Source organism: Chryseobacterium sp. KCF3-3 (genome assembly GCF_045865955.1).
Lineage (GTDB): Bacteria > Bacteroidota > Bacteroidia > Flavobacteriales > Weeksellaceae > Chryseobacterium.
Genome location: NZ_AP035792.1, coordinates 4,407,821 through 4,429,176, shown reverse-complemented (window position 1 = coordinate 4,429,176; position 21,356 = coordinate 4,407,821). Strand labels below are relative to the sequence as shown.

The 21,356-nt window shown below is 35.2% G+C and carries 23 protein-coding genes; 15 read left to right on the top strand and 8 right to left on the bottom strand.

Annotation, left to right across the window (positions count from 1 at the left end; all coding sequences use genetic code 11):
- Nucleotides 1-60: 60 nt before the first annotated feature.
- Complete coding sequence (locus tag ACKTTZ_RS19680) at nt 61-708, top strand: outer membrane lipoprotein carrier protein LolA (RefSeq protein WP_034694350.1); 648 nt, start codon at nt 61-63, stop codon at nt 706-708.
- Nucleotides 709-818: 110 nt separating this feature from the next.
- Nucleotides 819-2,276 carry an LptF/LptG family permease gene (locus tag ACKTTZ_RS19675; RefSeq protein ID WP_034694347.1) on the top strand — a complete coding sequence of 486 codons (1,458 nt, stop codon included), beginning with the start codon at nt 819-821 and terminating at the stop codon, nt 2,274-2,276.
- A gap of 126 nt (nt 2,277-2,402) precedes the next feature.
- On the opposite strand, the gene ACKTTZ_RS19670 is transcribed toward ACKTTZ_RS19675, so the two are convergent.
- The 4 genes from ACKTTZ_RS19670 to ACKTTZ_RS19655 all read right to left on the bottom strand — a co-directional run bounded on the left by ACKTTZ_RS19670 (nt 2,403) and on the right by ACKTTZ_RS19655 (nt 6,172).
- Nucleotides 2,403-3,464 carry a 3-oxoacyl-ACP synthase III family protein gene (locus ACKTTZ_RS19670; RefSeq protein WP_034694345.1) on the bottom strand — a complete coding sequence of 354 codons (1,062 nt, stop codon included), beginning with the start codon at nt 3,462-3,464 and terminating at the stop codon, nt 2,403-2,405.
- A 197-nt stretch (nt 3,465-3,661) separates the two neighbouring features.
- Complete coding sequence (gene frr, locus ACKTTZ_RS19665; protein WP_079241539.1) at nt 3,662-4,216, bottom strand: ribosome recycling factor; 555 nt, start codon at nt 4,214-4,216, stop codon at nt 3,662-3,664.
- A 287-nt stretch (nt 4,217-4,503) separates the two neighbouring features.
- A complete protein-coding gene (locus ACKTTZ_RS19660; protein WP_407846410.1) occupies nt 4,504-5,394 on the bottom strand; it encodes a putative phage abortive infection protein in 891 nt (296 codons plus the stop codon).
- A 67-nt stretch (nt 5,395-5,461) separates the two neighbouring features.
- Nucleotides 5,462-6,172, bottom strand: coding sequence for a hypothetical protein (locus ACKTTZ_RS19655; protein ID WP_407846409.1), 711 nt, complete (start codon nt 6,170-6,172; stop codon nt 5,462-5,464).
- 265 nt (nt 6,173-6,437) lie between these two features.
- Between ACKTTZ_RS19655 and ACKTTZ_RS19650 the strand changes: the two genes are divergently transcribed.
- Nucleotides 6,438-7,778 carry a lipase family protein gene (locus ACKTTZ_RS19650; protein WP_407846408.1) on the top strand — a complete coding sequence of 447 codons (1,341 nt, stop codon included), beginning with the start codon at nt 6,438-6,440 and terminating at the stop codon, nt 7,776-7,778.
- Nucleotides 7,779-7,857: 79 nt separating this feature from the next.
- Here ACKTTZ_RS19650 and pyrH read toward each other — a convergent pair whose 3' ends face one another.
- Nucleotides 7,858-8,565: a UMP kinase gene (gene pyrH / locus ACKTTZ_RS19645; RefSeq protein ID WP_034694340.1), complete on the bottom strand. Its 708-nt coding sequence runs from the start codon at nt 8,563-8,565 to the stop codon at nt 7,858-7,860.
- 168 nt (nt 8,566-8,733) lie between these two features.
- Here pyrH and porQ point away from each other — a divergent pair, with 168 nt between their 5' ends.
- From porQ to ACKTTZ_RS19620, 5 genes are all read left to right on the top strand, one after another.
- Nucleotides 8,734-9,726: a type IX secretion system protein PorQ gene (porQ, locus tag ACKTTZ_RS19640; RefSeq protein ID WP_253316665.1), complete on the top strand. Its 993-nt coding sequence runs from the start codon at nt 8,734-8,736 to the stop codon at nt 9,724-9,726.
- Between the two features lie 84 nt (nt 9,727-9,810).
- Nucleotides 9,811-10,485 (top strand): (d)CMP kinase, encoded by a 675-nt coding sequence (gene cmk, locus ACKTTZ_RS19635; protein WP_034694336.1) that lies wholly within the window; start codon nt 9,811-9,813, stop codon nt 10,483-10,485.
- A gap of 95 nt (nt 10,486-10,580) precedes the next feature.
- Nucleotides 10,581-10,931: a YtxH domain-containing protein gene (locus ACKTTZ_RS19630; protein ID WP_034694334.1), complete on the top strand. Its 351-nt coding sequence runs from the start codon at nt 10,581-10,583 to the stop codon at nt 10,929-10,931.
- A gap of 80 nt (nt 10,932-11,011) precedes the next feature.
- On the top strand, nt 11,012-11,320 hold the full coding sequence (locus ACKTTZ_RS19625) for a phage holin family protein (protein WP_034694332.1): 309 nt from the start codon (nt 11,012-11,014) through the stop codon (nt 11,318-11,320).
- 3 nt (nt 11,321-11,323) lie between these two features.
- Nucleotides 11,324-11,824, top strand: coding sequence for a hypothetical protein (locus ACKTTZ_RS19620; RefSeq protein ID WP_034694329.1), 501 nt, complete (start codon nt 11,324-11,326; stop codon nt 11,822-11,824).
- 81 nt (nt 11,825-11,905) lie between these two features.
- Here the strand turns inward: ACKTTZ_RS19620 and ACKTTZ_RS19615 are convergent, their stop codons facing one another.
- Nucleotides 11,906-12,631, bottom strand: a complete 726-nt coding sequence (locus tag ACKTTZ_RS19615; protein ID WP_034694327.1) for an RNA methyltransferase — start codon at nt 12,629-12,631, stop codon at nt 11,906-11,908.
- On the opposite strand from ACKTTZ_RS19615, the gene ACKTTZ_RS19610 reads away from it, so the two are divergent.
- Complete coding sequence (locus tag ACKTTZ_RS19610) at nt 12,617-15,226, top strand: BamA/TamA family outer membrane protein (protein ID WP_253316666.1); 2,610 nt, start codon at nt 12,617-12,619, stop codon at nt 15,224-15,226. The genes ACKTTZ_RS19615 and ACKTTZ_RS19610 overlap by 15 nt on opposite strands.
- On the opposite strand, the gene ACKTTZ_RS19605 is transcribed toward ACKTTZ_RS19610, so the two are convergent.
- Both ACKTTZ_RS19605 and ACKTTZ_RS19600 read right to left on the bottom strand, forming a co-directional pair.
- Nucleotides 15,223-15,780, bottom strand: a complete 558-nt coding sequence (locus ACKTTZ_RS19605) for a vancomycin high temperature exclusion protein (RefSeq protein ID WP_373427997.1) — start codon at nt 15,778-15,780, stop codon at nt 15,223-15,225. The genes ACKTTZ_RS19610 and ACKTTZ_RS19605 overlap by 4 nt on opposite strands.
- A 56-nt stretch (nt 15,781-15,836) precedes the next feature.
- A complete protein-coding gene (locus ACKTTZ_RS19600; RefSeq protein WP_407846407.1) occupies nt 15,837-16,961 on the bottom strand; it encodes a 2Fe-2S iron-sulfur cluster-binding protein in 1,125 nt (374 codons plus the stop codon).
- Between the two features lie 33 nt (nt 16,962-16,994).
- Here ACKTTZ_RS19600 and ACKTTZ_RS19595 point away from each other — a divergent pair, with 33 nt between their 5' ends.
- The 6 genes from ACKTTZ_RS19595 (at nt 16,995) to ACKTTZ_RS19570 (ending at nt 21,324) form a co-directional block, all read left to right on the top strand.
- Nucleotides 16,995-17,555, top strand: coding sequence for a TlpA disulfide reductase family protein (locus tag ACKTTZ_RS19595; protein ID WP_336702292.1), 561 nt, complete (start codon nt 16,995-16,997; stop codon nt 17,553-17,555).
- A 24-nt stretch (nt 17,556-17,579) separates the two neighbouring features.
- On the top strand, nt 17,580-18,551 hold the full coding sequence (locus tag ACKTTZ_RS19590; RefSeq protein WP_034694314.1) for an iron ABC transporter permease: 972 nt from the start codon (nt 17,580-17,582) through the stop codon (nt 18,549-18,551).
- Nucleotides 18,552-18,906: 355 nt separating this feature from the next.
- Nucleotides 18,907-19,029, top strand: a complete 123-nt coding sequence (locus tag ACKTTZ_RS19585; RefSeq protein ID WP_407846406.1) for a hypothetical protein — start codon at nt 18,907-18,909, stop codon at nt 19,027-19,029.
- A 285-nt stretch (nt 19,030-19,314) separates the two neighbouring features.
- The gene (locus ACKTTZ_RS19580; RefSeq protein ID WP_034694311.1) at nt 19,315-19,692 is read left to right on the top strand and encodes a GxxExxY protein; all 378 of its coding nucleotides are present in this window, start codon (nt 19,315-19,317) and stop codon (nt 19,690-19,692) included.
- A 90-nt stretch (nt 19,693-19,782) separates the two neighbouring features.
- Nucleotides 19,783-20,706: an ABC transporter ATP-binding protein gene (locus ACKTTZ_RS19575; RefSeq protein ID WP_407846405.1), complete on the top strand. Its 924-nt coding sequence runs from the start codon at nt 19,783-19,785 to the stop codon at nt 20,704-20,706.
- A gap of 165 nt (nt 20,707-20,871) precedes the next feature.
- On the top strand, nt 20,872-21,324 hold the full coding sequence (locus ACKTTZ_RS19570) for a MarR family winged helix-turn-helix transcriptional regulator (RefSeq protein WP_034694513.1): 453 nt from the start codon (nt 20,872-20,874) through the stop codon (nt 21,322-21,324).
- Nucleotides 21,325-21,356 lie beyond the last annotated feature (32 nt).

The window sequence follows — 21,356 nt, the reverse complement described above, 5'->3', positions numbered from 1 at the left end:
AAAAATGAATAGTTTTAACCTTAAGAGTTAAAAAAAATCTAACGATTATTAAATAAAAAAATGAAGAATATTATTTCAAAAGTTATATTAGGAAGTTTTGTTGTAGGTGCAGTAGGTATGGCCAACGCTCAGAAGATTGATGCTAAAGCTAAAAAGATATTGGATGATATTACAGCCAACTACAATTCTAAAAAGAATTCTTACTTCAAATTTTCTTTTGGAAGCGGTCTTAACGGACAGGTGACGAAAACAGAACCTGGTATTTATTATGTAGCAGGAGAGAAATACAAACTGAAGATCATGGATACAGAACAGATCTTTGACGGTAATAAAATTTACAACATCAACGCGGATGATATGGAAGTAACCATTGCTAAACCTAACGGAAGCAGCACCATGTTCTCCCCTATCAACTATCTTACAAACTATAGAAATGATTATAATGTAACTTATAACGGTAAGAAAGTGGTCAATGGTGTAAATGCAGACTTTATTAAACTGACTCCGGTAAAAGCAAACGGAATAAAATACGTATACCTTTTTGTAGATTCAGCGAAAAAACAAATGGTAAAACTGGAACAGCATGGAAACAACAAAGATGTTGCTGTAATTGCTATTAAAGAGTACAAAGAAAACCAGGAGCTGGATCCTAATATGTTTGTTTTTGACAAAAATAAGTTTAAAAACTACATCGTTACAGAACTTTAAAAAGCTGAAAGTGAATTCGCAACTATGTAAATTTACTTTTAAAGTTAAAAAAATAACAAAATATAAAAAGCCACAAGTAAACTTTGTGGCTTTTTGATTAATTTTGGCGCATGTTAAAAATACTAGACCGATACATTATAAAAACCTTCTTTGGACCGTTTTTCTTTATATTCAGCGTATTGTTTTTCATTTTTATTGTAAACATTATCTGGGTACAGTTGGGACAGTTTATGGGAAAAGGATTAAGCTACTGGCAAATCCTTAAACTTCTTTTTTATCTTGGGGTAAATGTAATCAGTATGGTTCTCCCCCTTACGATCCTTCTGGCGAGTATCATGTCATTTGGTGAATTTGGAGAACGTTACGAGCTTGCAGCAATGAAAGCAGCAGGGATTCCATTGACCCGGGTAATGACTCCTCTTCTTGGAATTTCAACGGCACTTGCTATCATGTTGTTTTTCTTTTCCAACAATATTATTCCGGATTTTCAGAAGAAAGCCAAGAACATGCTTTTCAATATCGCCCAAACCAAACCGGCCATCAACTTTACTCCGGGACAGTTTATTGATCAGATTCCAGGTTATATGGTAAAATTTGACAAGATCTATGGGGAAAACGGAGAAAATATTGAAGGCGTTTTTGTTCATAAAAAGGCCAATGCTTACGAAAACCAACAATCTGTAGTGGCTGAAAAAGGAAAATTTGTTCCGGCTGTTAACAAGAATTTTCTAAAGCTTGTTCTTTATAACGGCTATGTATTCGAAGATGCTTTTGCCGGAAAAGGCGATAATGTAAGGCTAAAACAGCCCGATCAGGCTATTAAATTTGATACATTGGTATCTCACTTTGACATCAGTGAAATCATCAATAAAGCCATCGAAAAAGAACAGATTACCGATGACTACCGTTTCCAGACTTACAACCAGCTTGACGGAACGATTACAAAAACCAAAAAAGACAATAAACAGTTCTTTGATAACATCGGATCCGAGGTTCTTAACCAAACCAATTCTGTGATTACCTACATGGATAAAGGCAACAAACATAAAGTAGCTCCGAAGACCCAAATCAAACTGGACACAGTAAAAGGGGATAAAAAACTGGAAATCATTTACAATTCCTACAACAGATTAGACAATCTGAAATCAACACTGGAATCTAAAAAGAATGAATACAGTTCTAATGTAAAATACTTCAGTAAAGTGGTTATTTACCAGCAGAGAATTGTTGCATATTCTGTTACCTGTATTATCTTCTTCCTGATTGGATCAAGTTTGGGGTCTATCATCAGAAAAGGAGGAATGGGACTTCCGGTAATCATCGCTATCGTTATTTTCATCATCTTTTATGTAATGAATGTTGGGGTAGAAAACATGTCTTGGAGCGGAAAAATGAATCCTTACCTTGCAGCATGGCTTCCTAACCTGATCCTTCTTCCTTTTGGAGTCTGGATGACTTATAAAGCACTTACAGATTCACAATTGTTTGATGCAGAAAAATACAAAGCATTGTTCAAACCAATCACCAAAAGGTTTACAAAAAGCAAAGAACATCAGAGATATCAATAATTCTGATATAGAAATAAAAAAGCTTCGGAGTTTCTCCGAAGCTTTTTTCATATAAAGACGTGAAAACATCAATACAATGTCTATAAAACAAAAGAGGCTTCTCATCAGAAACCTCTTTATTATTTTTTAAAACTGATACACAAAAGCATTAATATTCATCCCTGCTCCTACAGACGCAAATAAAACTACATCATTCTTCTCTATTTTATGATGTTCCAGTTCATCCTTTAAAATCATCGTCAGCAAAGAAGGAATTGTCGCTACACTGCTGTTTCCCAGTTTATGAATCACCATAGGCATAATGTTTTCCGGAACTGGTTTTCCATATAATTGATAAAACCTGTTCACGATGGCTTCATCCATTTTTTCGTTCGCCTGATGAATGATAATCTTATTTAACTGATCAATGGAATATCCACTGTTGTCAAGACATTTTTTCATGGCATCCGGAACATTCACCAGAGCAAATTCATATATTTTCCTGCCATCCATCTTGATGTATCGGGTATCCGGGCATCTTTCGTTATTGTAAGATTTTCCAAAATACAGATAGTCTTTCTCTTCAAGTGTATAAGAAGCCGACAAATGAGACTTTATCCCCGAATCATCATCCTGATTTACTTCCAGAACAGCCGCTCCTGCTCCATCTGCATAGATCATACTGTCTCTGTCGTGGATATCCACTACACGGGAAAGGGTTTCTGCCCCAATAACCAAACATCGTTTTGCCAAACCGGATTTGATAAACGCATGAGCCTGTATTACCCCTTCAATCCAACCCGGACATCCAAAAAGAACATCATAAGCAACGCAGAAATTATTTCTGATTCCCAATAAATGTTTCACCCTCGCAGCAAGACTGGGTACCATATCAGACTGGACGGTACCGAAACGAACATCCCCGAAATTATGGGCAAATATAATATAGTCCAATGTTTCAGGATCAATTCCCGCATTTTCTATGGCCGAACGTGCCGCAATAACTCCAAGGTCAGAAGTAACCTGTGTACTGTGCGCATATCTTCTTTCTTCAATACCTGTAATCTTTTTTAACTTATCTGTAATGGAGGCATTATTCTCTTTTAATAATATCCCTTCTTCATTAAGAAAAACATGTTTATCAAAAAATAAATTGGTTATTGTTTCCGATGGGATATAGTTTCCTACCCCGATTATTTTTGTCATCATTATAGTATCTGTTTCCTGTTTTTTAATTAAACGTCAGGAATAATTCATTAAATATAATGAATGAACGTAAATACTTAACAATATAGTATGGAATAAGAATGTATTGCATTGTAAAAAGTAAAATGTAACAGTAAAAATCACAAAAAAAGAGGTCTCTCAAAAGAAACCTCTCTCATAATATTTTCAAAAACTGAAAATTATACTTTCATAATTTCAGCTTCTTTTGTTTTAAGATGCTCATCGCAAAGTTTTACATATTTATCTGTATACGTCTGGATTTCTTCTTCCACTCCTTTTACAACATCTTCAGAAACTCCTTCCAGTTTTTTAAGTTCTTTCAAACCTTCCTGTCTTGCGTTTCTTACTGTTACTTTAGTGTTCTCAGATTCTACTTTAGCCTGCTTTGCAAGTTCCTTTCTTCTTTCCTCAGTTAAAGGCGGAACATTAAGGATAATATTTTCTCCGTTGTTAGAAGGAGCAAAACCTAAGTTAGAATTGATGATCGCTTTTTCAATGGCATTGATTGCCGTTCTGTCCCAAGGTTGAATAGAGATTGTCATTGCATCCGGAACAGAAACATTCGCAACCTGGTTGATAGGAGTCATCGCTCCATAATATTCTACCATTACATCCTGAACCATTGCCGTAGAAGCACGTCCTGCTCTAATTCTTTGAAATGCGTGATCCAGGTGCTTTACAGCTGCATCCATGTCTTGTTTTACAGATTCTAATATAAGATCTAATTCTTCCATTATTATATTAAAGTTTGATAAATTACACATCTATTAATTCAACTGAATATCAATTAATTAAATCCAAAAACACCGTAAACATCAGGGTTTCCTTACTATTTTAAATTATTTTTTACTATTCAGTGCTGCAAAAATAATGATTATTTCCATATTTTGGTAACTGAACTCTCTATTTTACTAAAACTATGATTTTTTAAAATGGGAGTAGTTATAAAATTATTTTCACTATCAGCTTTTTTGATCATAGAAGCAAAAACCAATTATATAGGATTTTCTTGCTCCCAACACTAAGCCAACAGAAGTTTATTTTCTAAATTTGGCTTATACTCCTTATATATTTTTTTACTTACAACCATATTTTCACTAAGACCATCCAACAAGTTAAAGTTTTCAACTAACTTTCTAAAATTTGAATCTTCTTTTTTCGATATTGTATAGTAGAAGATAGTCAACCTCTCCACTCTACTTAATTGAGAATTAATAATTGACACATAGTATTGCTTATCAATTATTTCAGACTTATCTATAAGCTTCAATACATTATATAGTGTGGTAAAATATTTTGTTAGGCCGTCCCCGTAAATCGAAAAGTGTGCTAAGAATAATGGAATAAACTCTTCCTTTCCAACTTTTTGAAATTCCTGGTCACGAAAAAAATCATAAGGATTATCATTATAATTTTTATCATTATTTTGATTATACCTATTTCTTAAACCTATATCTAAGTTTCTTTCTACGCCGTCTAATAGTAAAGCAAATACTCCTGTACCTGCATATCTTTCTCCATCAGAATTAAACGCCATTGTTTTAATATTTCCATGAAATAAGGATATCATTTGAAAAAAAGTATTTTCGAACTGCTGGATTTTCATAGTATTACTTTGGACTTCAAATTCTTCCCTAGTTTTCTCCATTTCACTCCTAGTAAGCTCCAACTCTCTTTTTTGTAATTTTAACTCTTCCCTTTGCATCAAAATAGTCAATATAATTCCAGTAAGCGCTAATCCTGAAAATAGAGCGTTTACTGCACCAAAGGAGTCTCCTATCTCATTCCCTCTATCTACTAATAATCCTAAGACAATTAAAGAAATGATCCATAAACTAACAATTACCAACCCGACGGCTTTTGCAAGTCTTTTTAAGTCTAGTTCTTTATCATCTCCATTATTGTCAATCATAATTTTTAGTTTTCACAAATATAACAAAAAGCCTCTTCAAAAATAAAACCCTAATGCGCGGGCGGTTTTATTTATATCTAGACTTGTTAATTCTGTAAATTTCTAATTCATCCTTAAGAAGTGAGAGTAATTTTGAGCATTCATCATAAGCATCTTTAAAAAGTTGATCCAGACTATCATCCGATAATTCTTCCTCCCTAAAATAAACATTGTGAAATGCCTTATCCATCTTAAACTTTAGATCTCTAATTCCCTTTAACACATTATCACTTAAAAATATATAGTAATCTGAATAACCCTCAGTTAGTTCTTGCGAAATTTCTCGCGGCTTCTTTCTGTATGAATCAATATTATCACAATACTTAATGTCATTATTTAAGCTGATTATATCACCCATAGTAATTGTTAATCTCTGAGCTAAGTTTGAATATGATTTAGCCTTGTAGCTAAATAAATGATCTCTTATCTTGTCGCTCCTCTGAAATCTGTAAGTAAGATATGAACCTGTCATTGCGCCACCCAAAGCTGCGAATAAAGGAATTACAGTTTTGCTTATATCAGTAAAGAAAGCCATTTCCTCAGTTGTTAAACCAAATAATAACATAGTTTTCGTTTGGGGCAAATATAAAAAAAGTCCTCTTAAAAAGAAGGCTTGTGTATTATTGGAGGCTGTTTCTTTTGGCAATCCCAGATTTTCTTTCTTAATATTCCACAGATCATATTTCGGAATTAGCATTGTTTTCGCATAATAGCTAATTCCAACATGTATTTTATGCACTTGTCTCCTCTTTGAAAAAAAGAAAGTTATTTTTCATCTAAAATCCAACTTCAAGCAAAAAACTTCGGGTACAAATACCTATAGAACATTTTGGTTATTTCTACTTAGTGTGATATCATTTTTAATAACGTCCTTTACTCTGTTCTTTTAAACGAAACATTGGCAGGTATTTTAAATGAAATCCTTGCCATAAAAAACGGAAAGTCTTACAGAAGACATTTCTTATCAATTAAAAATTTTAACCTTATTTTAAACCAATCACATCATGACAAATCCATCATTAGATGCCTATCAACAAGTTTTCGGTATGGCAGGTCTTGCCAACCGTGCCGGAGGCTACAACGGTTTTGGTATCCAACTACAGCAACAGCTTCAGTATGATTTATCCTATTATTTTAACAATGTTCCTCCGGTTAAAATAATGGATCAGAAAACACCTTCCATAGCTAACCCTTCAGCCGTATCGGAATTAGGAAACTGGGATCTGGTCTGGGGTCCTGCCCTGATCGAAGAAAAAAATGAAAAGGGAGTTCCTACTGGTGTTGCAGATAATGCATTATATGTTGTTAAGTCTAATGCTGTCGCATTTCCGGGAGGTCCTACATTACCTACCTACGTTGTGGCCATTGCCGCCACTAATCCTTCATCACTTTACGATTGGGAAACAGAAGATTTCTCAGTTGCAGAAGTGGTAAACTGGACTACTTATAACCCTTCCAATTTCGCTCCATCGGCTTATAATGGCACTGACCCTTATATTTCAAAGGGAACTGCTACTGGTATCAGTATCCTTCTCGGGCTTGAAAGCCCACAATCTGCAGCTTCACCGAATACTACATTGCAACAATTTTTGGCAGGCTTAAATCCGGATCCGGATACCGCCATTATATTTTGTGGACACAGTCTTGCCGGAGCACTATCTCCTACCCTTGCTCTTTATCTGAAAGAAAATAAGGATCTGAATGCTTTCGGGGTAACGCTTGTATATCCAACTGCCGGACCAACGCCGGGTGAGGCAGCATTTGCCAATCTGTTCAATAGTAAATTCCCTCCATTGCCTCCGGGATGGCAGCAACAATCAGGCACTTATCAAAGCTGGAATACCATGCACTGGAATAATCTGGATGTAGTTCCTCATGCGTGGCCGGTATCAGAACTGGAGAAAATTGCAACTATATATGGTCAGGCCACTAACAATATGACTCCTTATATATTACAAACTTTACAAAAATTGGCTATTGATGATTCTTCAAAATCAGGAGCCAGTTATACAAGAATACAAAACCAATCGCTTCCAGGGCAACTCCAAACCACTATCAAAACACCTCCTGAAACTTTGCAGGATTATATGCTTCAGCTAGGCGTACAACATGTGGCCATGTATAATGGTATTCCTGCAGCAGGACCTAACCCTCAGGTAAATGGACTTATTTTACCACAGCCATTACCAAAACCGGCCGTTTTAAATCTGGTACCGGGAGTAACTGCTGTTACAGAATCTGAGATGGTTATAAAAATAATGAATCAGATCCTTGAATGGATTTTGTCCCATTACACTTTGGTTGAAAAAGAAAATGCCAAACAAAATGCCAGTGTGGATAAATAATTAAGATTAGTGTTAAAATGAAAACACCTGTCACAATTACTGTAACAGGTGTTTTTATATTTTTTAGGGCTTATATTGATTATAAATTAACCAAAGTACCTACATTTTCTCCGTCTACGATTTTTTCTAAATTTCCATCTTTGTTCATATCGAATACAATGATTGGCAATTTGTTTTCGTGGCTTAATGTAAAGGCAGTCATATCCATTACTTTAAGGTTTTTCTCAAATACTTCATCAAAAGATAATGAGTTGTATTTTACAGCATTAGCGTTCTTCTCAGGATCGCTGTCGTAGATTCCGTCTACTCTTGTTCCTTTTAAGATTACATCAGCTCCGATTTCGATAGCTCTTAATGTAGCCGCTGTATCAGTCGTAAAATAAGGGTTTCCTGTACCTGCTCCGAAGATTACAACTCTTCCTTTCTCAAGGTGTCTTACTGCTCTTCTTTTGATGAAAGGTTCAGCCACTTTATCCATTTCGATAGCAGACTGAAGTCTTGTTTTGATTCCTGCATCTTCCAATGCTCCCTGTAAAGCCATTCCATTGATAACAGTAGCAAGCATTCCCATATAATCACCCTGCACTCTATCCATACCTTTTGCAGCTCCGGCTACACCACGGAAGATATTTCCTCCTCCAATCACGATCGCTACTTCACAGCCTTTTTCAACTACTTTTTTGATCTCAGCTGCATATTCCTGCAGTCTTTCAGTATCAATACCGTATTGTCTGTTTCCCATTAAGGCCTCACCGCTCAGTTTCAGAAGGATTCTTTTATATTTCATCTTTTATTTTTAAGTAACTTTTTATTAGTATGGGTTTCCCCAGAATTTGATTTTGCAAATATAATCATTAATGATATTGATAAAAGAAAAATATTTAAATAGAAATAATGTAAGAAATATTTTGAAAAGTACGAAAAAGGATTATTTTTGCATTAATTATAAATTGAGTTGAAGAAAATTATCATTTTTTCATTATTTCTATCAGGAATTGTTTCTTATGCGCAAACAGGAACAAATGTCTATCCGTTCTTAAATGTACCTGTATCTGCAAGACAGGCTGCTTTGGGTGGAGATGCAATTTCGGTAAGAGATTATGATGTTTCCTTTGCTATTGCAAACCCTGCCCTTTTAAATAAAGATTCTGATAAACAGCTTTCTGTAAACGCAACGGCTTACCTTGCCGATTCGAAATATGGAACGATTGCTTATGCCAAAGACTTTGAAAATGGCCATATGGCTACCATCAATGCAAGGTATATGAGCTATGGAAGTATTCCGAGGACGGATGAAAGCGGTTTCGAAAACGGAGAATTTAAAGCTTCAGATGTAGCGATTGGTGCGGGCTATGCCTACCAGTTTGAAGAAGACTGGACGATTGGTGGAGGACTTAATTTCATCACCTCAAAAATTGACAACTATACTTCTTCCGCCATCTCAGGAACAGCGGGAATTACCTATCATAATAAAAAGAACAAAGAAGTACTATCTCTCGTGATGAGAAATTTTGGCTTTCAGCTGAAATCTTTTAACGGAACAAGAGAGAATCTTCCTTTCAGGGTTGATCTGGGATACACCAGAATAATCAAGAACTTCCCTCTTGCCATTACTATTACAGCGCATGATCTTCAGAAGTTTGATATTTCTTCAGAAGAAAATCTGGATGGGCAAAAAGTAGGTGCTGGCAGAAAAATCGCAGACCACTTTTCATTGGGGGCAGAATTGTTTCCGGAAAAAAACTTCAACATCAGACTGGGCTATAATGTAAAAAGAGGAAATGAACTGGCGGTTGCAGATCAGAGAAACTTCTCAGGACTTTCTGCAGGATTTGGAGTTAAAGTTTCCAGATTCCGTATTGATTACGCCCACGTAAGATACCACAACTCTTCGAATGTCAATCAGATAGGAATTTCTATGGACCTTTCCAGCCACAGAGGAGAATAACCTTCCTGACCGGAAATTTCTTAATTATTCCGAAATTTTCTTACTTCTTCTTGATTTTCTAAAAAAAATCTTGAAATTTGCAGTATGAAAAAACCTGTAATTGCTATCGATGGGTACTCGTCTACCGGAAAAAGTTCTATCTCTAAAGTCATTGCTGATAAACTGGGACTTATTCATATGGATACAGGAGCGCTTTACAGAGGAGTTACCTGGTATGCTTTGCAGCATTGTCTGAATGAAAACGGTGAGATTGATCTGAATACACTGTTCTCTTCTTTTAATCAAATCAAACTTGAATTTAAAAATAACGACGGCACCCTTATTCTTTTCCTTAATGATACCGATATCTCTAAGGAAATCCGAACCAATATTGTATCTGACAACGTAAGTCTTGTTGCCAAACAGAAAGAAGTAAGAGATTTCTTACTGCAATCGCAGCGCACTTTGGCAGAAAAAGGAGGTGTTATTATGGACGGACGTGACATTGGGACAGTAGTTCTGCCAAATGCAGACTATAAATTCTTTCTTACTGCCAGCATTGACGAAAGAACCAACAGAAGGTTTCTGGAACTGAAAGGCCTGGGAATAGAAGCAGATAAAGAACAGGTAAAGCAAAACCTTATAGAACGTGACAAGATCGACAGTGAGCGTGAAATAGCCCCATTGAAGCAGGCTGACGATGCTATCGTAATTGATAATTCGGCACTCACCAAAAAGGAAACCATAGAAGTTATTTTATCTCACATCAAAAAGATTTAACAATTTTTAATAGGCTTCAAGCCTCCTTTGGTATACAAATTGTAAGTTTTATTACTGTAAAAACTAATTTATTATTAATTATTAAAAAACTTAAAATGTCTAGAAAAGGAAATAATACAGCAGGTATATTGGCAGGACTTCTTGCAGGTGCTGCGGCAGGTGTAATCTTAGGAATGTTATACGCACCGGAAGAAGGTAAAGAAACCAGAAAAAAAATCAAAACTAAAGCAAATGATCTTAAAGATCAGGCTAAAAATAAATACGGAGAGGTTTCTGAAAAAGTAAAAGACCAATATGGCAATATTTCTTCTACTTTCAAAGAAACGGCGAGTAGCGTAGCACATACTGTGAAAGACGGATATGATAAGTACAAAGATCAGATTGTTTCTAAAACTGCAGATTTGGCAAAAGATGTAGAAGCGGAACTGAATGATCTGAAAAAATAAGTAATTTATCTTTTTTAAGTAAATTACGGAAAGGAACTTTTGTGCGAAAGTTCCTTTTTTTGTAACTTTAAAAAAAAACAATGATAGAAACTATTAAAGAATACGCCTCCAAGAGAATAGATCTTCTGAAAATTGAAGCGACTGAAAAGTCGTCACTTTCTGCCGGGCTCATTACTTACTTTGTAGTACTGCTTGTTGCTTTTGCTTTTTTTATTATCCTTTTCAATTTTGGAATTGCTTTCCTTATTGGAAAAGCACTGGATAATTACTCATATGGATTCCTCATTGTGGCAGCATTTTATGCGCTGGTAATGGCGTTTGTGGTGGCCTTCAAAACTAAGATTGTCAATACTGTTGCAGATCAGGTTATTAAATTTTTAAATCATTAAACTATGGGCAGAAAATACGAGAGCATAGAAGAATTAAGAAGAAAGAAAAAACTGCTTCAGGGTGAAATAAGTGATCTGGAAAATCTTCTTACCTTCAAAAATACAAAAGAAAGCTTAAGTGCATTTACCAATGGTTTAAGTGATCAGTATCTTCAGGAAAAGATTGATGAAGACGGTGATGAAAAAGTAGTTTTAAGAAAGGATGTCATTGCCAAACAGCTTACTTCAGAGGTGAAAGATCTTCTGATCAGCAAAAATACAGCTGTAGGAATTGCCAGCTCCGCATTCAAAGGAGGAAACATTACCGATGGTCTTGTTAAACTGGGAGTTACCGCTATCGTAGGAAATTACGCCAAAAAGAATATGAAAAGCTCCAACTGGAAGAAAAAACTGATTGGTGCAGCATTGATTTACCTTGCTCCTATTGCTCTGAAATATGTCAGAAAAAAGATGGAGGTCTATCAGAAAAACAAAAGTGTTTCAAGTATGGAACAACTGATATAAAAATAAGATATTAGAAACCAGACGCTAGATACTATTCAGTAATATTTTACAATAATTTCTAACCTCTGGTTTCTTATTTTTCTATTTTGAAAATAACTGTCCTAAAATAATCCCTGCAGCCATTGATACATTCAGGCTTTCTGTAGACTGGGATTTTCCAAATCTCGGAATACTGATACTTTTCTGTAAAAGCTTTTCTGTTTCCGGTCTCATTCCGTTTCCTTCGTTTCCTAAAATGAGATTAACCTTTTCAGGTTTTTCAAAAGTATAGATATTCTCTCCTTCCATATCTGTTCCGATATTTACATTCTCTGTCTTAGAAAGATATTCCACAAGATCAGTGTACACTACATTTACTCTGGTAAACGAGCCCATTGTCGCCTGAATCACTTTTGGATTGTACACATCTACGGTATCTTCACTGCAGATAATCTGTTCAATTCCGAACCAGTCTGCCAAACGTATAATAGTTCCAAGATTTCCCGGATCCTGTATTCCATCCAAAACCAATTGTATATTCTTATCTTCCCATTTTTCTTCCTCGGCAAGATAACATACCGCCACAGAATCTTTTGGTGTTTTAAGAAAACTGATTTTTTTTAATTCATTTTCAGAGATATGGGTAACAGGGATATCACTACGGTCCAATTTTTGTGGATCGGTTGATAATATTTCTTTAACTTTAAAGTTAGAATTAAAAAGTTCACAAATGATTTTATTACCTTCAACCAAAAACAAATTGTATTTTTGTCTGAACTTCTTTTTATCTAAAGATTGTAAAACTTTTATTGTATGAGCTGTAAGCATTATAAGAATTCTCCTCAAAAATATTATAAAATTATCTCATTTGCAACATTTGTTGGTCTCCTTTATGCTTGTAGTACGACAAAAAAAGTTCCTGAGGGCGAATATCTGCTTACCAAGAACAGTTTAGAGTTCGAGGATAAGAGAGAATTTTTCGACGAAGAGCTGAAAGATTACATCCAGCAGAAACCCAATAAAAAGCAATTTCTTTTCATGCCATTGAGTTTACTGCTCTACAATATGGCAGATACGAAATATGACACTATACTTAATGAATACATGACCTATCCCGGTGAGATGAGAAATCAGAAACTGAGAGACTCTTTATTCCTTAAATATAACATGAAAAGCAGTGTCGGAAAAAGTCTTCTTTTTGACCGTTTGCTGCACAATTGGGGTACAGCACCGGTAATTCTTGATCAGACCAGAAGCGAAAAAAGCGCTGAATCTATCAAGAAAAGACTTACCTACAGAGGATTTTGGGATGCTGATGTAAAGTTCAATCATACACTGGATTCTGCTTCCAAAAAAGCATCTGTTAATTATTCGATCAAGCATAACGAGCCTACACGTATCAAGGATTATTTCTATAATATTCCGGATCAGGGAATCAAAGGATATTACAACTATAATCTGAACAGAAGCCTTGTAAGATCAGGACAGATTCTTGACCAGACCGTTTTGGAAAGAGAAGTAACCAGAATTACTGATCTGATGAGAGAATTTGGTTTCTACAGGTTCAATGCTTCCAATGATGAGGTTTATTTTGTGGCCGATTCTCTTAAAAGCAGAAAACAGGTTCCATTAACCCTGGAAATTCATAAAGATTCACTGGATACGCCTTATAAAATAGCCACTTTTGGAAATATTGATGTTGCCATTGTGGATGAACCTGGTGATTATCCTAAAAATACAAAGAAAGACAGCTTAAGGAGAATCAGATTCCATACGGTGAATGATAAGTACAAACTTTCATCCATATGGAGGGCTATTATTCCGGACAGCAAAAAAGTTTTTGATCAGACGAAACTGGATGTAACCAAGAGAAATCTTTTATCGATGAATAACTTTAGCATCGTTAAAGCAAGAGACTCTCTGAGACAAGGCGGAATGACTTCCCCTAACGACAGTATTGTGGATGTTTTATATGTATTGAAACCACTTCCAAAGTATGAACTTAAAGTGGGAACAGATATTAATTATTCCCAGATTTTAAATCTCGGGATATCTCCTTCTGTAGATCTTACCACCCGAAATGTTTTCAGAGGGGCGGAAAACCTTTCAACAAGCCTTTCAGGTACATTTGGGTCTATCCGAAGTACCAAGGATATTGATAAGAGGGTTCCTGCTTACGAAATATCGGCTCAGACATCATTGAATTTCCCGAGGCTGCTGCTTCCTTTTAATTATTATAAATTCATTCCTAAACGATATACACCAACTTCTTCTATCCTGTTGGGAGCATCTATACAGAACAATATCGGTTTGGGAAGACTTATTTTCAATACGGGATTAAACTATCAGGCCAGTGTCAATGACCAGGTATATCACAAGCTTACTTTATTCAATACTCAGGTCAGTCTGACGAAAAATAAAGATGCTTACTACGATTACTTTGTGAATGACGGAAGGGTAAAAGATGAAGTTTTCGGAAATTACTTTATGTTTGATGCAGATACTCAACAAACCGGACAGGACTATAAAGATGGAAAACTCAGCGTAGATGAAGTTTCCAAGAAAATTATCGAGAACGATGCTTACCGTGCAAGTCTTAATCAGGAGGGAACTGATCTTTTAACAGCTTTCAGAGGGACATTGGTGAACAAAGACAGACAGACTCAGGATGTCCTTATTTCTTCCATGATCTACAACTTTGTATATAGCGAAATTGGAAAAAAAGAATATCCTAATGCATTTTATTTTAACGGAAAAGTAGAGCTTGCAGGTAACATCTTAAGCTTATTCAATAAAAAAGATAATGACGGAGGTATTGTTACCGGTCCACAGAGAACTATTTTCGGGTTACCTTATGCACAATTTGTAAAATTTGATATTGACACCAGAAAGTATTTCAAGTTTAACGGAAATCAGACGTTAGTACTTCGTCAGTTTATCGGAGTTGGAATTCCTTTTGGAAACTCTCAGGATATGCCTATCATCAAGTCTTATTTCAATGGAGGTTCCAATGATATCAGAGCCTGGGTAGCCTTTGGGGGATTAGGTCCTGCAGATTCTCAGGTGGATGAAAGAGTTCGTACCTATATGACGGACAATGTAAAACTTACCACCAATATTGAATATAGAATTCCTTTCAATAAAACTTACGAAGGAGCTTTATTTACCGATATCGGGAATACATGGAGTCTTCGTAACTATAATGACGGCTATGGAGATGAATTTAAATTCGGTAAGTTCTGGAAACAGGTAGGTATCGGAAGTGGATTCGGATTAAGATTGAATATCGCTTACGTTACTGCAAGAATTGACCTTGCGTATAAGATTTATGACCCGAATAAACCTGAAGGTGACCGATGGAGATTCAAAAACATCCAGCCTTTCAAACCAACAGTTAATATCGCGTTCGGATATCCTTTCTAGTCCGGAGAAACGCCTAAAATAAAATAAACTACAGCAATCACACGGGCGAGGATTTCCCTCGTCTGGTTTCTGTAGAAGCTCTCAGGTTTTGTGACATCCTGCGCATCAAAGCCCAAAGCATTCATATCATTATTTCTCGCAAAAAACAATGCTCTTAGGTTGTGATATCCCTGAGATACAATAATGACATTTTTCTTCTTATAAACATCCTTACAACGGAGAATACTTTTATAGGTATTAAAACCTTTCGGATCTTCCACAATAATATCTTCAGGCACACCTTCCTGATTGATCAGATAGTTTTTCATTGCTCCCGGCTCGTTATAACCTTTGCTTTTCTCCCCGCTTACTATAATTTTCTTGATTTTCCCATGATGATAAAGAAGTGCCGTGGCATCCATTCTTTTGGTGAAATAAGGATTGGATTTTCCGGATCTCATTTTTGGAGATGTTCCCAGAACTAATGCAATTTCCCGTGGCGGAATTTTTGATATTTTGGTATAGGTTCTCCCGTTGGTAAGCCCGAAAACCCACACATTACAGAAGCATATCATCAGAATTCCCAATTCCAATGATATAAATCCAAGGTTAAATATGTTCCTAATAATTCTCAACTAAGATCAAAGTTAAGCTTTATTTTTTTACTTTTCACAATAGACATACAAGCTAAAATATGTCCCTGCTCTTCCTCTTTTTCGGTAAGATACTCATTCTCCAACAGTTCCACCTCTCCTTCTTCCAGAGAACATTCACAACTTCCACAGATTCCGGACTTGCACGAATAAGGTACAGGGAACTTCTGCATCAGAAGCTGTTGAAGGATTTTATCCTTGTTATCAGGAAGCTGGGTCGTATATTTTTTTCCCAGCATGGTAAATTCTACCTCAATATTTTCAATCAGAGGAAATTCTTTTTCTACAGGATAAATATCATCATTGAATTCTTCAAAAAGTTCAAAATGGATATTCTTTTTCGGAATTCCGTGGTGATAGCAGGCGTTAGCCAATGTCTTGATCATTTCTCCTTTCCCACAAATAAGCACTTCATCTACCGCATCCCAAATAGTAGATTCTTCATCTGTATCGTCCAAATGAAGAATCTGGTTGATAATAAGATTCAGTTTCTTTTCATCCAGCCTACCATAGAAAAACTGATCTGCTGTTTTTTCCTGTGAGAAAAAGTAAAATATCTGAAGCCTGTCTCCACATGTTCTGGCAAGATTATCCAATTGCTCTCGGTAAACTAAATCGTCTGAGCTTTTATTTCCAAAAAATAAGAATAATCTCGTTCTGGGCTCGTTGTGAAGAATATTTTTAAAATGACTTAAAATCGGGGTAATTCCAATACCGGCTGCAAAAGCAACAATAGTCCTGAACTCACTGGGTTTAGATACAATGGTAAATCTTCCTGCAGGTTCACTCACCCACAGTTCATCACCAATATTATAATTTTGAAATAACTGCGAAGTGGCTCCTTCAGAGGAATTGACCTTTATTCCCAGACTTATTTTCCCTTCATAAGGAGCTGAAGTCATTGAATAATCATTAATAACCTCTGACCCATGTGATTGAAATCGTATACTAACGAACTGCCCGGCCTCAAACCTGAAATTTTCTTTTAAATTCTCAGGAATATCAAACTCCAGAGAAAAAGTATTTTTGGTCAGCTCTTCCTTTTTCGCTATTTTTAACGGATGAAACTGTATCAGTTTCCCTTTATAGATTTGTTGTTCCATAACTTCAATTCAAAAATAGATAAAAAATAATTTATGAAGAAGATAATTTTTTCCATGTTACTTCTTACTGCACTGTACAGCTGTAAAAAAGAAGGTCAGAAATCTGAAAATACCGCAGCTGCAGATTCTCTTTCTGTATCTCAAACTACAGAAACAGAAGGAAGTACAGCCATTCCCAAAGAACTTTCTCCTGAAAACGTAAGTCAGCATTTAGCAAAAAATAATGATACGTTATATGTAACCAACTTTTTTGCAACCTGGTGTGGCCCATGTATCAGAGAAATTCCAAGTTTTAAAAGTAAAATGGATGAGTTGAAAGGAAAACCTGTAAAGTTCACTTTCGTCAACCTTGATGATAAAGCAGATTGGGCTGGTGCTGTCAAGAATTTTGCCACCGAAAATAAATTGGGAGGTAATATTATCTTACTGGATGGACAAAAATTAGATCAAAACTTCTTTCACAACAACTTCAAACAATGGGACGGTGGTTCTATTCCTTTTACTTTCATGAGAAAAGGTGATAAAACCGACGAATATCTGGGAATGATGACAGAAGATGTTTTGAATTCAAAAATTGATTCTTTTTTAAAATAAAATAGACTGAACTCTTTCTGAATCATGTCAAAAAGATTTAAAATCCTGTGTTTTTTATTCGTGATCGCCATTATTATAAGTGCTGTCATTAATCTGAACACAGGATTTTTAGGTTTAAGTTTTCAGGATTTCTTTCAGGATTCGGCACATAGCCAGATTGCTGAGATCCGCATCAACCGAGTTCTCGTAATGATGCTGGCTGGAATTTCCATTCCTACTTCTGGTTTTCTGATGCAGGAATATTTCCAAAACCCACTCGCTGGGCCTGATATATTGGGAATAACCTCAGTCGCCAGTTTATCGGTTGCCTTTTATATTTTCTTTTCCCATAATATTTTACTTCCTGAATTTTTACAGAACAGTTTTCTCAGTTTATCAGCTATTGGAGGCAGTTTACTGTTAATGCTGATCCTGCTGTCAATGTCAAACAGATTTCAGGATAAATCCTATCTTATTATTTTCGGTTTTTTGGTATCTGCTTTTGCTGGTGCTATTGTATCACTGTTACAATTTTATGCAGAAAACCAGAGTCTTAAAAACTATATTTTATGGTCTTTCGGGGCGAATAATATGGTAACGAGAAACCAGATTTATGTGTTGTTTATTTTAGTTTCAATTGGTATGTTTATATGTTTCAGAGCGATAAAACCACTCATTGGAAATTCACTGGGCAATTCCTACGCACAAAGTTTAGGAGTGAATCTGAAACAGCTGAAACTTTTAATCATCGTTGCATCCTCTCTCCTATCCGCTTCTGTTACGGCATTTTTGGGGCCTATTCTTTTTATTGGAATTATTGTTCCCCACTTTTGCAGGCTGGTCTATAATCCTTCAAAATTATGGCAGCAATGGATTCTTAATATGTTTCTGGGAATGCTGATCATGCTATTCTTCTCAGTTATTGCAGAAAAAACACAGATCCCTTTGAATGTGATAAGCTCCGTATTCGGAATTCCTGTGATTTTGATGATGCTTTTGAAACAGAATAAAGTGTAAGATTTTTGTTGGAAAACGCAAAGACGCAAGGTTATTTTTAATTATAACTTTTTAAGGCGCAAAGATTTTATCTACGATAAAATTGAGCACTGCATATTCTAAACAAAGAACATCCCCAATCTCTTGCTGAAAATCTTCCATTGAGCGAAATCGAAATGTTCTTGCCCCTTAAATAATCACAATCTATTTATAAGCCTTTGCTCCTTTATGTCTACCCAACAGACTTCCCAATAAACTTAACACTATAGTTTTGGAAATGTTGATAAGTATACACTCACATCTAATATACTTATCTAACAATTCATATATCTAAGCTCAAATATGGTAGCGATGGATTCATAATATATTTCTGGGAATGCTGATCATGCTATTCTTCTCAGTTATTGCAGAAAAAACACAGATCCCTTTGAATGTGATAAGCTCTGTATTCGGAATTCCTGTGATTCTGATGATGCTTTTGAAACAGAATAAAGTGTAAGATTTTTGTTGGAAAACGCAAAGACGCAAGGTTATTTTTAATTATAACTTTTTAAGGCGCAAAGATTTTATCTACGATAAAATTGGATACGGTATATTCTAAACAAAAAAATATCCTAATTCCCTTGCTGAAAATCTTCGATTTTCTTGCGTCTTAAAATATAAAAATTGTATAAAAACCTTTGCGTCTTTGCGTTTACCCAACAACACACCTAAATAAAATATTTTAAGGTATAATATCCTTTCCCTAACAATTCATATATTTAAACTTAACAAAACACCACAAATGACAGAAAATGAAATTTCAAAAATTGTTTTTGAAGCAGGCTTAAAGATTCATAAAAAGCTTGGAGCAGGACTTTTTGAACATGTATATGAAGAATGTATGTTCTATGAATTAACAAAGTCAGGATTTCTTGTAGAAAAACAAAAATTACTTCCTATTATTTATGAAGATTTGAGAATAGAAAACGCTTTCAGACTTGATATGATAATTGAAAACAAAGTGATTCTGGAAATAAAAGCAGTTGACTACATAAATCCTACTCATAAAGCTCAATTACTAACCTATTTAAAAATGTCAAATTGCAAATTGGGTATGCTGCTCAACTTTCAATCTGATGTCTTCAAAAACGGAGTAACAAGAATTGTAAACAATTTGTAGAATAAAAGTTAGGCAAAGACAAATTCCTTGCACCTTAAAACATTATTTTTGTAAAACAATTTTGCGCCTTCGCGTATAACCAATAAAAACATGCACCTACAGATCAAACAGGCTAATATCGGCTACAATACAACATTAATCTCCAATGCTAATGCAGATTTAAAGCTTGGTGATGTCTGCCTCCTGATTGGTAATAACGGTGTAGGGAAAACAACATTGATCAAATCTATTCTGCATCAAATGCCTTTACTGCATGGAGAGATTGCTATTAACGGAAAAAATGTGAAAAATCTTTCCGTAAAAGAAATTGCGGAAAATATTGCTATTGTCTTTTCAAAGTCGGTTATTCCACAGCATTATACGGTTGAAGATCTTATTTCTCTGGGAAAATACATCTACTACCCTTTTTATTTTGAACTAAAAAAAGAAGACCGTGAAGAAGTGGCTCATATTATTGAAGAACTGGACCTGAATCAGTACAGATATACTCTTTTGAAAAACCTGTCAGATGGAAATCTTCAGAAGGCATTTATCGGGCGTGCTATTACTCAAAATTCATCTATCATTATTCTGGATGAACCGACTACCCATCTGGATGAAAAAAACAAAATTATTATTCTAAAAACCCTAAGAAAGCTGGCCAAGGAACAAAACAAACTTATCCTGTTTTCGTCCCACGACTGGAGACTCGCCAAAGAGTTTGCAGACAAAATATGGTATATAAAGGAAAATCACCTGTATTCAGGGATTGTGGAGGATATTTTGCTTCAGCACGATGAACTTACTAATGCTTCGTTATTTCAAATCAACGAGACCTTTATTCCACCTTTTATCTCGGCACCGCAATTTCACAAGGAAATGCTGTATTCTTTACTTCAAAAAAACTTCCAAAAAGACCTGTCTGAGCTAAATTTTGAATTTCAGGACAGTTTTTGGGTAATTAATAAAGATTCCCACACTTACCAATGTGAATCTTTTGAAGAAATCGTTAATTTGATTCCAAACATTCATTAATACTGAATTTTCTTTAATTTATTCACATATTATGCATGCATAGTATTATGCAAGTCATACAATTTAATCCGTTTATTTACAGCCTATTAACAAAATTTAACGTTAATAAATATTATGCATGCATAATATTTATTAAATTTGGGTAAAACCATTGGCGCAAAAATGATGGATAATAATAAGGAAAAAATAGAAAACGTAGATTTAATTTTAAAACAGACCTGGTTGGCTGTTTCTAAAATGTACACAGAACTGGCTCAGGAACATGATTCCACTGCAGTACAGGCACTCACTCTTCTTAAAATAGATCCCAAAGAAGGAACCAGAAGTACGAATCTTGGTCCGAAGATGGCTATTGAACCCACTTCATTAACAAGAATCATCAAACTTCTTGAAGATAACGGATACATCTATAAAGAAAAGACCACCACTGATAAAAGAGAGGTGATCATTAAACTTACAGACAAAGGATTAAATTCCAGAAACATGTCTAAGGAAGTCGTTGTCAACTTCAACAAGAAAGTGATGGAGAAAATAGCTCCGGAGAAACTGGATGCTTTTAAAGACGTGATGACTGAGATCATGAAAATCGCAAACGAATTATTGAATAACAGAAAATAAATTATGATGCAACCTTAGGGTTCATATAATAT